The 13,325-nt window shown below is 37.4% G+C and carries 12 protein-coding genes; 8 read left to right on the top strand and 4 right to left on the bottom strand.

Annotated elements, in window-relative coordinates; translation table 11 throughout:
* Together ACTB0X_RS04685 and metF are read left to right on the top strand one after the other, a co-directional pair.
* A partial coding sequence (locus ACTB0X_RS04685) for a gliding motility-associated C-terminal domain-containing protein (protein ID WP_463023834.1) occupies window positions 1-479 on the top strand: 479 nt, incomplete at its 5' end.
* Between the two features lie 83 nt (window positions 480-562).
* The gene (metF, locus tag ACTB0X_RS04680; protein ID WP_463023835.1) at window positions 563-1,516 is read left to right on the top strand and encodes a methylenetetrahydrofolate reductase [NAD(P)H]; all 954 of its coding nucleotides are present in this window, start codon (window positions 563-565) and stop codon (window positions 1,514-1,516) included.
* On the opposite strand, the gene ACTB0X_RS04675 is transcribed toward metF, so the two are convergent.
* Genes ACTB0X_RS04675 through ACTB0X_RS04665 form a run of 3 tightly spaced genes read right to left on the bottom strand, consistent with a single transcriptional unit; the run spans window position 1,513 to window position 5,877 of the window.
* On the bottom strand, window positions 1,513-2,097 hold the full coding sequence (locus ACTB0X_RS04675) for a riboflavin synthase (protein ID WP_463023833.1): 585 nt from the start codon (window positions 2,095-2,097) through the stop codon (window positions 1,513-1,515). The genes metF and ACTB0X_RS04675 overlap by 4 nt on opposite strands.
* A complete protein-coding gene (locus tag ACTB0X_RS04670) occupies window positions 2,098-4,737 on the bottom strand; it encodes a T9SS type B sorting domain-containing protein (protein WP_463023832.1) in 2,640 nt (879 codons plus the stop codon).
* A 12-nt stretch (window positions 4,738-4,749) separates the two neighbouring features.
* On the bottom strand, window positions 4,750-5,877 hold the full coding sequence (locus ACTB0X_RS04665; protein ID WP_463023831.1) for a CofH family radical SAM protein: 1,128 nt from the start codon (window positions 5,875-5,877) through the stop codon (window positions 4,750-4,752).
* Window positions 5,878-6,021: 144 nt separating this feature from the next.
* On the opposite strand from ACTB0X_RS04665, the gene pdxA reads away from it, so the two are divergent.
* The 6 genes from pdxA (at window position 6,022) to accC (ending at window position 11,164) form a co-directional block, all read left to right on the top strand.
* The gene (pdxA, locus tag ACTB0X_RS04660; RefSeq protein ID WP_463023830.1) at window positions 6,022-7,080 is read left to right on the top strand and encodes a 4-hydroxythreonine-4-phosphate dehydrogenase PdxA; all 1,059 of its coding nucleotides are present in this window, start codon (window positions 6,022-6,024) and stop codon (window positions 7,078-7,080) included.
* 73 nt (window positions 7,081-7,153) lie between these two features.
* Window positions 7,154-7,675 carry a YceD family protein gene (locus tag ACTB0X_RS04655; RefSeq protein WP_463023829.1) on the top strand — a complete coding sequence of 174 codons (522 nt, stop codon included), beginning with the start codon at window positions 7,154-7,156 and terminating at the stop codon, window positions 7,673-7,675.
* Window positions 7,676-7,712: 37 nt separating this feature from the next.
* The gene (rpmF, locus tag ACTB0X_RS04650; RefSeq protein ID WP_463023828.1) at window positions 7,713-7,904 is read left to right on the top strand and encodes a 50S ribosomal protein L32; all 192 of its coding nucleotides are present in this window, start codon (window positions 7,713-7,715) and stop codon (window positions 7,902-7,904) included.
* Between the two features lie 247 nt (window positions 7,905-8,151).
* The gene (locus ACTB0X_RS04645) at window positions 8,152-9,153 is read left to right on the top strand and encodes a beta-ketoacyl-ACP synthase III (RefSeq protein ID WP_463023827.1); all 1,002 of its coding nucleotides are present in this window, start codon (window positions 8,152-8,154) and stop codon (window positions 9,151-9,153) included.
* Between the two features lie 50 nt (window positions 9,154-9,203).
* Entirely contained in the window at window positions 9,204-9,737 is a 534-nt protein-coding gene (gene accB, locus ACTB0X_RS04640; protein WP_463023826.1) for an acetyl-CoA carboxylase biotin carboxyl carrier protein, read from the top strand.
* 68 nt (window positions 9,738-9,805) lie between these two features.
* Window positions 9,806-11,164, top strand: coding sequence for an acetyl-CoA carboxylase biotin carboxylase subunit (gene accC, locus ACTB0X_RS04635; RefSeq protein ID WP_463023825.1), 1,359 nt, complete (start codon window positions 9,806-9,808; stop codon window positions 11,162-11,164).
* A gap of 72 nt (window positions 11,165-11,236) precedes the next feature.
* Here accC and dxs read toward each other — a convergent pair whose 3' ends face one another.
* Window positions 11,237-13,171, bottom strand: coding sequence for a 1-deoxy-D-xylulose-5-phosphate synthase (gene dxs / locus ACTB0X_RS04630; RefSeq protein WP_463023824.1), 1,935 nt, complete (start codon window positions 13,169-13,171; stop codon window positions 11,237-11,239).
* Window positions 13,172-13,325 lie beyond the last annotated feature (154 nt).

Genomic DNA, 13,325 nt, shown 5'->3' with positions numbered 1-13,325 from the left:
AGTCTATTCCATCTGCATCTTACTATGAGTATAGCTTTGATCAAGTTAATTGGTTGACACTGCCTACTACTATTTCTCCTAATCCTTTATTGGGTGATGTAGCAGCTAGAATTCCTGGACTAGGCAGCCCAACTGCATACATTAGAGCAGTAAGTGATGTGCCTGAAGGCACAGTTGGTGGTTGTAAATATGGCGCTAGTGCTGCTGCTCCTGATTGTGAAATCATTGTAATTATGCCAAACGTATTGACACCAAATGGAGATGGAATCAATGATTACTTAGATTTAGGTTTAATTGACATTTATCCTGGCAATAGTATTTCTATCTATAACAGATGGGGACGTCAGGTGTTCCAAAAAACAGATTACAAAAACGATTGGAAAGCCGACAATGTAGAGGCAGGAACATATTTCTACGTGCTTGACTTAAATGACAATGAGCAGCCCATCCAAAAAGGAACATTGACGATTATTAAATAAATCAACATTTCAATATTTTTAAAAACCTCCGTTTGTGAATAGCAAACGGAGGTTTTTTTATATTTGCACACATGATAGCACCTATTAAAGTTTCTGAATTACTTCGCAACACAAAGAAGACCCTCTTTTCTTTTGAAATATTACCTCCTTTAAAAGGAAAAAGCATTCAATCAATTTATGATGGAATCGACCCTTTAATCGAGTTTAAACCTGCTTTTATAAATGTAACTTATCACAGAGAAGAGTTTATTTATAAGAAAAGAGAAAAGGGCTATTTAGAAAAATTCTCCATAAAAAAGAGACCGGGTACTGTAGGAATTTGTGCTGCAATAAGTAATAAATATCAAACACCATCAGTAGCTCACTTAATCTGTGGAGGATTTAGTAAAGAAGAAACGGAAAATGCATTAATTGACCTCAACTTTCTAGGTGTAAATAATGTTTTAGCATTGCGTGGCGATCCCATTAAAACAGAACAGTATTTTATTCCTGAAGAAGGCGGAAATGAATATGCCGTGGATTTAGTGAAGCAAATCATCAATCTAAACAATGGCAATTACATCGAGGAAAATATTGAAAATGCGGCTCCCACTACTTTCTGCATTGGCGTTTCAGGCTACCCAGAGAAGCACTCAGAGGCACCGAACATGAAAGAAGACATCATGCGCCTGAAAGCTAAAATAGATGCAGGTGCTGAGTATATTGTTACCCAAATGTTTTTTGATAATCAAAAGTACTTTCAATTTGTGGATCTCTGTAGAGAAAGTGGTATTGATGTCCCAATAGTCCCTGGAATAAAACCGATAGCTACAAAAAGACAATTGCAAATCTTGCCAAAGCTTTTTCATATAGACCTACCAGAAGAACTAACAGATTTGGTGGAGGCTTGTACAACTACTGATGAAGTCAGAACAGTTGGCGAAAAATGGGCGCTAAAGCAATGTAAGGAGCTAGTTAATTATGGAGTGCCTTGTATCCACTTTTACACCATGGGTAAATCAAACGCAGTTAGAAATATTGCCAAAGAGATTTTTTAATCTCTTTTAGTCAATCGTTGAACGTATTTCCCAATAATATCAAATTCTAAATTAACTTGGTCTCCCATCGACAAATGCTTGAAAGTAGTGTGCTCAAATGTGAAGGGAATTATGGCAACTGTAAATTGATTGTCGGACACATTAAAGGCTGTTAAACTCACACCATTGATACAAATAGAACCCTTTTCTACTATTAAGTTCAATCGACTAGGAGCTTGAAATGTAAATTCCCAACTTCCCGCTTTGATCACCAAATTGATGCATTGAGCTAATCCATCAACATGCCCTTGAACAATGTGACCATCTAGTCGAGCATTCATTTGCATGCAGCGCTCTAAATTCACTTCCATTCCAACTTTCCATTCGTTAAGTGCGGTTTTTTTCAGCGTTTCATCAATGGCCGTCACTTCATAATCTACTCCATTAATTTGTTCAACAGTCAGACAAACGCCATTATGAGCTACACTTTGATCCACCTTGAGTTCATTAGAAAATGGTGCTTCAATGGTGAACGTTTTATTGGTTTGATTAGAAACTACTTTTTTAATAATTCCCAATTGTTCTATAATTCCAGTAAACATCTAATTTTTATTGAATTTAATAATAGCATCCAACATCGTCACAGTACCTTTCAGTTCTCTACTTCTGATACCTGAACGCGTGAGCTCGAAAACCTTACCGACATAAAAATAAACACCATCTTTCAACAGGTCTTCATCGCCATTTAATTGCCCACTCCAATTAACATCCGGATCTGTGGTATAAAACACCTCTCTCCCCCAACGGTCGTATATGTATAACTCTACGCTTTCTACATATCGATATGGTAATGGAACAAATAAGTCATTGATTCCATCGCCGTTTGGGGTAAATACATTCGTGAGCTCATAGACTGGACAAGTTTCTAAACAAATAGCTTCTGAAAAAGCACTTTCATTTCCAGTTGAGTCCACAGCAGTGATAACATAGCATCCCGCCAACGATTTGTTTTGTATGTCGATTGAAAACAATTTACTTCTTACCGTATTGATTGGAATTGATTCAAATAGAACAAAATCTGAAGTGGTGCTACTTTTATAAATATTGAAACTTTGGATATCATTGGAGGCCAGACATTCGTCTGTGGTTAAATCCCAAGAGAACTCCACTTTCCCATCGATACAATCATAATCTGATTTAAATTCGGGAGCACAAGGAGGCTCAATATCAAGTGGTGTAGCACAGAGTTCCTGAGAGAAATTATAGATTTTTGCTTCAAATACAGTTGAGTCAAATCCTCCAATGGACTGAACTTTATAACAATACTCCTCTCCATTTACGAGTCCTAAAGTATCTAGGTATCTACTAGTTGTGGTTATTCCTAAAGAATCAAACAGACCTGTAGTTTTGTTTTTTCTGTAAATTATAAAGTTCGAATTTTCCCAAGGCACATCAAATGCCCAATTTAAAGTCAACGATTCATCACCAATAGTCGAAGATAGAAAAAGTTGTGAAGCCTTATTTGCGACACCTACTTTTCGCTTACCATTGCCATAACTGAATAGGGTTACGCGATATAAATTTGTATTGACAGTGGTATTTACTCCAAGGTGTGTGAAAGTGGTATCCAACAGGGACAATGTAGAATCAATTACTTGAAAATTAGAACCAACTCTTTTTTCTATCAAATAATGATATGGGGATTGATGAACTGCTTGATCAATGGTGTCGGGAGAAGACCATTCCAAATTAATTATTCCGGAGGAGGAATTCGTAGAATCTACGGACACTTTCGTCATTATAGGCACCACCTTAGTGAAAAGCACACACGCTTCTTCTGAAGCATAACTTTCATCACCATCTTCATAATAAGAAATAATTAAGTAACAGTATTTCCTACCAGGCACCAACCCTTCTCCATTGTTGTCATCTAAAAAAGAGGTCTGAGAAATATCTGTAATAGTCTTTATCCGAGTGTATCCTGTTTGCGCAGGAACACCAGTTTGACAACTATCAGGTAGAAAACCAGAAGAATCAATTCTCCGGTAAATTTTATACCCCTTACCATTCATGCACAAACTAGTATCCCATTCTAAGAAAGCAGTATTGTTCTGCTTGGTAATTCTAAAATTTTGAGGAGCAGGAGCATTTACCTTAACATATGCTGTTTTGTAGGTCGATAAGTTTGGATTTCCATTATCAATTGCTCGAAATAGAAAATTATATTCCGGAAGTCTAACTCTAGTGCAATTTGGAATCCAAACGAAAGTGCCATTTACATTTCTGCTAACAGTAGGCTCTACAAATACTGGCTTATTGGTTCCAAAACCATAAGCGATTCCTGTACTAGTCAATTCTACTTGATTTTTCGAACTTTCAAAATCCGGGTCCGCAGCATTGACATTAAATGACAAGACATCATTAGCTGTGACACAATAATTCTGATTCATTGTTATCACAGGAGGTTTATTATTACACGCAATGACATCTATTTGAATGTCTCTCAAAATATATCCTAAAAGGATTCCATCCCGGTATTCTTTGATTTTCATTGCCACATTAAAACTTCCTGATCTGGTAGGGGAATCCCAAATTAAATCACCAGTAATTGGATTAACTGAAAGTGAATTGGAAGCCTCAGGCAGAAAATATCCATCAGCGATCTCACCGTTATAGGTTCTACTTTTATCTAGTGAATACGCCAAACTGTCTCCATCAGGATCTACTGCTCCAGGATTATGGATAAATAATTGCCCAGTGCAACCATTATCGATTGGGTAGTTCAAGAGTTGAGGGGAATTATTTATATCATTGTTAAAAGGACTAATATTTAAAGTTGTTTCTAGATACAAGGGTACCGAAACAGAATTAGAGATATTTGAAATAGCTGCATTTCTTGCTTGGTCAGTTAAAGAAATGGTGAAAATACCAGCCCCATTATAGGTATGGGTCGCTTTCCACTCATTCCGCTGAACCTTGTCATTAATATTCATCTCAAGTGTCCGTATTAGTAACGTTAAATTATTATCGTTACAAACTCCTTCATCACCCCAACAGACTTTAATCTCATCTCTTGTGCTGGCAATGGAAGATGGATCTGAATAAGTTATGAAGGTCACTTCATAAGTTAACCCACTGATGTGTCGATACACAATTTCTCCAGCTCTGTTGTGAGTGGCCAATAAATTGGCACTCGACAATAGGAAAATCAGAACGAAAATTTGTCTCAGTAGTCTATCCACAGCAATAAGACGCTAATAAGTGATTAATTGTTGCTCGATGTTCTCAGGAATATCGCGGTATTCGTATTGCTGGGTTCTCAATTGAGGAGTAAAGCCTGCTTCACGAATAGCTTCTTGAATACCTTCTGCCGTAAATCGATGTGGTGCTCCTGCTACAGAAACAACATTCTCTTCAATCATAATCGATCCCATGTCATTGGCTCCTCCATGCAAACAAACTTGTGCAGTTTTCTTGCCAACTGTCAACCAAGAAGCTTGAATATTTACTACATTAGGCAACATGATTCTCGAAAGCGCAATCATTCGAATGTATTCTTCGGGACTCACATTATTCTTCACCCCTTTTACTCTCGAAAGCAATGTCCCATCATCCATAAATGGCCATGGAATAAACGCCAAAAATCCTTTTGCCTCTTTTGGTTTTTCTGCTTGTACTTCTCTCAACCAAACCAAATGTTCAAATCGTTCAAAAAGAGTTTCAATGTGCCCAAACATCATGGTAGCCGAAGTCGTTATGTTCAATTGGTGAGCTGCTCTCATCACATCCAACCATTCTTTACCAGTGCATTTTCCTTTTGAAATTAATCGACGAACACGATCATTCAAAATTTCTGCACCTGCTCCAGGCAAGGAATCCATTCCAGAAGCCATTAATGATTTTAACACTTCCGTATGACTTAACCCTTCTAACTTGGAAATGTGTGCAATTTCGGGTGGCCCCAATGCGTGTAACTTTAAGTTAGGATACAATTGCTTCAATTCTGAAAACAGTTCTGTATAAAATTGAAGCCCTAACTCGGGGTGATGACCACCTTGAAGCAATAATTGCGCACCACCGTAGCGCAACATTTCGTCAATTTTCTGCTTGTATTCTGGGATGGAAGTTATGTAAGCCTCACCATGCCCAGGAATTCTAAAAAAGTTACAAAACTTACAGTTTGCGGTACAAACATTTGTCGTATTGGCATTTCGATCAATGATCCAAGTTACTTTATCACCATCAGGCTTATGCTTCTTTTTCATTTCGTTAGCCACATAACTCAATTGAGCAGTAGGTGCATTCTGGAATAAAAAGACCCCTTCCTCAGCGGAAAGAAATTCGAAATTTAAGGCCTTCTCTAATAAAGATTTTACGTTCATTCGATTTATTTTCTCAATAAACAATTGCGCTGTATATTGGTTTGAATTGTCTTAACTTTGAATTTCAAATTTACGAATTAATCCACTTCTAATTTGCGATTTAACAGCGACAAAAAAGATGGATTTACAATTAATTAAGATTAAATGCAAGTAGAAAACAATCAGTTGACTAAAGTGGGGATTTCTGTTGGAGACATCAACGGAATTGGCATAGAAGTAATTTTAAAATCAATACTAGACAATCGAATTTTTGAGCTTTGCACCATAATTATATATGGTTCTTATAAAACAATCAGTTTTCACCGGAAGGCACTAAATATTGCCAACTTAAGTCTACACAAAATAAAAAGTCCAGAAGAAGCCAATCCTAAAATGGCCAACTTAATCAGTTGTTGGACGGAAGAGGTAAATGTAGAATTAGGGACAGTGAATGAAGATGGCGGAAAGTATGCGTTACTTTCATTGGAAGCAGCCACTCAAGATTTAATGGACAAGAAAATTGATGTGTTGATTACTGCACCCATCAATAAAGACAATATTCAATCAGACAATTTCACTTTTCCGGGTCACACAGAATACTTAATGGAGAAAGATGGATCAGAAGAGGTGCTGATGTTTATGGTAAGCGATGTGGCAAGAATAGGCGTTGTAACTGGACACATGCCTTTAAAAGAAGTCGCGGCTAAAGTTACTACTGAGGGAATTTTAAAGAAACTTTTGCTGATGCAAAAATCCTTAATAGAGGATTTCGGCATCATTAAACCAAAAATTGCCGTTTTTGGTTTGAATCCTCATGCGGGAGACAATGGGTTATTGGGCGATGAGGAAGAAAAAATTATTATTCCTGCTATTACACAAGCAAAAAATAGAGGAGTATTGGCCGTTGGACCTTTCGCAGCTGATGGTTTCTTTGGTTCAGGAAATTTTAAAAATTTCGATGGTATTTTAGCCATGTATCACGACCAAGGGTTAATTCCCGCTAAAACGCTTTCCTTTGGCGATGGAATCAATTTTACTGCAGGATTAAAAGTTATCCGCACCTCACCAGATCACGGTACAGGATATGACATCGCAGGAAAAGACATGGCGAATGAATCTTCATTTAGAAATGCGATTTACAAAGCAATTGATATTCATAAAAATAGAGTTCGATATAAAGAAATGACAGCCAATCCACTTCAAGTAAGTCGAGCAAGAAATTAATACCTGAAAACAATTGATATATTTCAAAAATTATTTAATAACTTTGACGCCCTTTAAAAAGTGAGAAGGAAACGTGAAGAAGAAAGATAAATTGATTATCCCTTTTGAGGGTTTAAAAGAAGGAATACATGAATTTGATTTCCATGTAGACCGAGAGTTCTTTAGTGGTTTTGAACATTCAATCATTGTCGATGCTGAGGTTGACGTATTTGTGACTTTTGAAAAAAAGTCAAGTTTATTTCTATTACACCTTAGTATTAATGGAATGGTCAACACAGAATGCGATAGATGTTTGGATGATTTGCAATTAGAAATTGATGGTGAACAGCAATTTGTGGTTAAGATCACTGAAAAATCATTGGATGATGAAGACCACATTATTGCAATATCAGCAAATGAGCAAGAGTTGGATTTAACGCATGTGATTTATGAAAATATTCACTTGTTGATGCCCATAAAAATTGCTCATGAGGATGTTAAAGATTGCAATCCGGAGATAATCAAACAACTGAATCTGGTAAACGATCCAGAGGAAGATGATGAAGACGAAGACGAGCAAGACCCACGATGGGATGCGCTCAAGAAGATAAAGTAGAAAAAAGTAGTATTAAAAAAGTAAATTAAATAGAAAAATGGCACATCCTAAACGAAAGATATCCAAAACAAGAAGAGATAAAAGGAGAACCCACCATAAAGCTGTAAAGCCAACGGTAGCAACATGTAGCACTACTGGAATGCCACATTTATACCACAGAGCTCACTGGCATGAAGGTAAATTGTATTACAAGGGTAAAGTAGTATTAGAAAAAGAAGTTGCTATTTAATTTCCTGACTTTGTATAAAGTTAGAAAACAAGCAATAAAATTCGACGGTTTGATTTATAATTAAACAGAACTATAGATTTAAAAGGCCAATAACGTTCACGTTAATTGGCCTTTTGTTGTTAAATAAAAATAGATGATTTGCATCATTTTAAGGAGTTTTTTGAATATTCCTTTCGTTTTATGCATTTAATCATCTAAATTGTGCGATTATTTCGCAATTTTACACTTTTCACTAAAGAAATTTAGAATGACCAAAACAAAAGCAGCAATTACAGCAATTGGAGGGTATGTGCCTGAGTACCGTTTGACCAATGAGGTGTTAGAAACGATGGTAGATACCAACAATGAATGGATATTGAGCAGAACAGGAATAGAAGAGCGAAGAATTCTAAAAGGGGAAGGCCTAGGAACTTCTGACATGGCTATTCCTGCAGTTCAAGAACTGTTGAAAAAAAGAGGCATTGGCGCAGAAGAAATTGACTTGATTATCTGCTGTACAGTTACTCCAGATATGACATTCCCTGCTACTGCTAATATCATCAGTGATAAAATTGGTGCAAAAAATGCCTTTGGATACGATTTAAATGCAGCTTGCTCTGGCTTTCTTTATGGATTAGTGACCGGTTCAAAATTTATTGAATCAGGACAGTACAAGAAAGTAGTTATTGTAGGCGCAGATAAAATGTCATCAATCGTAGACTATGAAGATAGAACAACTTGCATCATCTTTGGAGATGGAGCAGGCGCGGTGCTTTTGGAGCCAGATACAGATGGAAATGGAATTCAAGATTCTATTTTAAAAAGTGATGGGTCAGGTAGGATTCACTTGCATCAGAAGGCAGGCGGTTCTGTTAAACCATCAACACATGAAACAATCGATCAAAAAGAGCATTATATCTATCAAGAAGGTCAGGCAGTATTTAAATTTGCAGTGACCAATATGGCTGATGTTTCGGCAGAAATAATGAAAAAAAACAACCTTGTTGCAGATGACATTTCTTGGTTAGTTCCGCATCAGGCCAATAAAAGAATCATTGATGCTACTGCTAGAAGAATGGGTGTGAGTGATAAAAAAGTTATGTTGAACATTCAGAAATATGGAAATACGACCAATGGTACTATTCCATTGTGTTTGTGGGAATGGGAAAATCAACTTAAAAAAGGCGATAACCTAATACTATCTGCCTTTGGTGGTGGCTTTACATGGGGCTCCATTTATATTAAATGGGCTTACAACACAGAAAATTAAATTATACAGATTTATTTATATCTTTAATCTTACAACAAAAAGAAACCAATATGAAAATCACAGAAATTCAAGAGCTAATCAAGTTTGTTGCTAAATCAGGAGTAAGTGAAGTTGAAATAGAGGATAAAGACTTTAAAATCAACATAAAAACACCAGCTAGTAAAAGGGGTAAAGGATCTGAAGTGACACAACAAATGATGCCACAAGGGATGCAAATGATGCAACCTCAATATGCACAACCGATGCAACAGCAAATGCAACAAGCAGCACCTGCGCCAGCTCCTGCACCTGCACCAGCACCAGCTGCTCCAGCTCAAACTGCAGAAGACAAAGCAGCGGCGAATTATATTGAGATAAAATCACCAATGATTGGTACATTTTATAGAAGCCCATCACCAGACAAGCCACAGTTTGTGAAAGTAGGTGATACGATCAAAGCAGGCGATGTAGTTTGTATCATTGAAGCAATGAAATTATTTAATGAAATAGAAGCTGAAGTTTCTGGTAAAGTGGTGAAAGTACTGGTAGACGATATGACTCCAGTAGAATACGATCAACCATTGTTGTTGATTGACCCTAGCTAATCTAACTCAGTATTGATAAAAATGTTCTGCTTTAATTTATAAGTAGAATATCGAATAAAACAACATCTATGTTTAAAAAGATATTAATTGCCAATAGAGGTGAGATTGCATTGCGTGTAATTAGAACCTGTAAGGAAATGGGCATTAAAACAGTGGCGGTTTATTCAACAGCGGATGCAGATAGTTTGCATGTGCGTTTTGCCGACGAAGCTGTTTGTATTGGTCCTGCGCCAAGCTCGGAGTCCTATTTAAAAATGACACACATTATTGCTGCAGCAGAAATCACCAATTCTGATGCCATCCATCCAGGATACGGATTTTTGTCTGAGAATGCAAAGTTCTCAAAAATCTGTGATGAGAATGGTATAAAATTCATTGGTGCATCTCCAGAGATGATTGATTCAATGGGTGATAAAGCCTCGGCTAAAGCAACAATGTTAGCTGCAGGTGTACCTTGTATTCCTGGTTCTGAAGGAATTTTAGACTCATTGGAAGAAGCTAAGAAAGAAGCTAAAAGAATCAAATACCCTGTAATGATTAAAGCGACTGCCGGTGGCGGTGGAAAGGGAATGCGAATGATCAAAAGCGAGAAGGAATTGCCTGACGCTTGGGATTCTGCGCGAAAAGAAGCAAAAGCTGCTTTTAGTAACGACGGCATGTACATGGAGAAATTCATTGAAGAGCCTCGCCACATTGAGATTCAAATTGCAGGTGACCAATTCGGTAACTATTGCCACATGTCTGAAAGAGACTGTTCTATTCAGAGAAGACATCAAAAATTAGTGGAAGAAACTCCATCGCCTTTTATGACGAAAGAGTTGCGCGCTGCTATGGGAGAAGCTGCCATAAAAGCTGCTGCTGCTGCAAACTACGAAGGCGTGGGTACAGTAGAATTTTTAGTTGACAAGCACCGAAATTTCTACTTCATGGAAATGAATACTCGTATCCAAGTAGAGCACACCATTACTGAAGAGGTCATTAACTTTGACTTGATCAAAGAACAAATTAAAATTGCTGCGGGAATCAAAATTTCAGGTAGAAATTACGAGCCTCAGATGCATGCAATACAGTGTAGAATTAATGCAGAAGATCCATACAATGGTTTTAGACCTAGTCCTGGAGCAATTACAACTTATCACTCTCCAGGTGGACATGGCGTGCGTGTAGACACTCATTCTTATGCTGGATATGTGATTCCTCCAAACTACGATTCTATGATTTCTAAGTTGATCACAGTGGCGCAAACCCGTGAAGAAGCCATTAAGAAAATGAGAAGAGCGTTGGGCGAATATGTGATAGAAGGAATTAAAACGACTATCCCATTTCATTTACAATTGATGGATGATCCTACTTTCTTAGCAGGTGAATGCACCACTAAGTTTATGGAAACATTTGTACTAAAAGACAAGTCGACTTTAGAAGACTAAATCAAAAATAAAAATTACAAAAAAGGCCCTTGAATTTAAATTCAAGGGCCTTTTTTTATGCTTTAGTAGTTCTCATACAGCCTGCTTACTCAATTTTATTCCCACCAATTTAGCAGCCATTTGTGCGATACTTTCAGGATCAAAACCACATTCTTTGTGCAATTCCATCTGTGTACCATGCTCTATAAATGCATCAGGAATACCCAATCTTACAACAGTCGTGTTTTTGTATTGATGGTCAGCAGCAAATTCTAATATTGCACTTCCTATTCCACCCATCACACAACCATCTTCAATGGTGATCACTTTATCAAATTTCCCGAATACTTCATGCAACAACATCTCATCCAATGGCTTTGCAAATCGCAAATCGTAATGTGCTGCGTGAATGTTGTTTTCTTCTAAACGTTCACAAGCTTCAATGGCATAGTTTCCGATGTGTCCAAAAGATAAAATGGCCACATCCTCTCCATTTTTAATTCGCTTCCCTTGACCAATTTTCATTGATTTTAGAGGTGTTTTCCAATTGGGCATCACCCCATTTCCTCTTGGGTACCGAATCGTAAAAGGTCCATGATTTTTTTCTTGAGCGGTGTACATCATGTCACGTAACTCTTCTTCGTTCATCGGAGAAGCGACAATCATATTGGGTATAGATCGCATGTAAGAAATATCATAAGCTCCGTGATGCGTTGGGCCGTCTGCTCCTGCAAAACCTGCACGATCTAAACAAAATACGACGTGTAAATTTTGCAAAGCAACATCGTGCACCACTTGGTCATAAGCACGCTGCATAAATGAGGAATATATGTTGCAAAATGGAATCATTCCTTGCGTTGCAAGTCCAGCTGAAAAAGTAACCGCATGCTGCTCAGCAATACCAACATCAAATGCCCGATCTGGAATGGCTTCCATCATAATGTTCAATGAACTCCCTGATGGCATAGCTGGAGTAACTCCCACTATTTTCTCATTTTTCTCCGCCAATTCTACGATAGTATGCCCAAAAACATCTTGGTATTTCGGTGGCTGCGGACTCTTTGGTGTTACCTTGATAATCTCACCAGTATCTTTATTGAATAAACCTGGAGCATGCCATTTAGTAGGACTTCCATCCTCTGCCGGCTGGTATCCTTTTCCTTTCTTAGTCAGGCAATGTAAAATTTTTGGTCCAGGAATATCTTTCAAATCCTGTAAAACCTTAGTCATATGATTCACATCGTGCCCATCGATTGGTCCAAAATATCTAAAATTTAAGGACTCAAAATAATTGCTTTGCTTCAACAAAGCACCTTTCAATCCATTCTCTATTTTCTGAACTATAGCCTGTGCATTAGGTCCGAACTTACTCACTTTTCCGAGCAATGTCCAAACCTCATCCTTTACTTTATTGTAGGTATGAGACGTTGAAATGTCAGTTAAATATTCTTTCAACGCGCCTACATTTGGATCGATTGACATGCAATTGTCATTCAAAACCACCAATAAATTAGAGTCTTCTACTCCACCGTGGTTCAACCCTTCAAATGCTAAACCAGCTGTCATGGCACCATCACCAATCACAGCAATGTGCTGCCGATCGTTTTGACCTTTTAATCTGGAAGCAACTGCCATACCTAAAGCCGCAGAAATTGAAGTAGATGAGTGACCTACTCCAAAGGTATCGTACTCACTTTCTGAGCGTTTTGGAAAACCACTTAATCCTTTATAGAGTCTATTGGTGTGAAATTCTTCCCTTCTTCCGGTTAATAATTTGTGCCCATAAGCTTGGTGACCTACATCCCAAACCAATTGGTCATATGGTGTATTGAATACATAATGCAAAGCCACAGTCATCTCCACGACCCCTAAACTAGCACCAAAATGCCCTCCCTTTACAGAGACAATGTCAACAATATATTGACGTAATTCTTTAGAAATTTGAAGCAGATCTTCTTCTTTAAACTTCCTTAAATCAGCGGGTACCTTTATTTGATCTAGTAATTCGCCTGCTTTAAATTCACTCATATTATTCGTGTTGAGAAGAGAAATTTTTAATGAAACAAATGTATGAAATATTTGTTTTTAAAGGCCTTATAGCGCTATTTCATTCAATGCAGTACGCCTTACTTTATGTGGATTTGACAATTACATTTACTACAACCATCAAATCACCAACATA

It is taken from the genome of Acidiluteibacter sp. (assembly GCF_055129545.1).
Note: the sequence above shows the minus strand (reverse complement) of the source record. Positions and strands in the feature narration are given on the sequence as shown.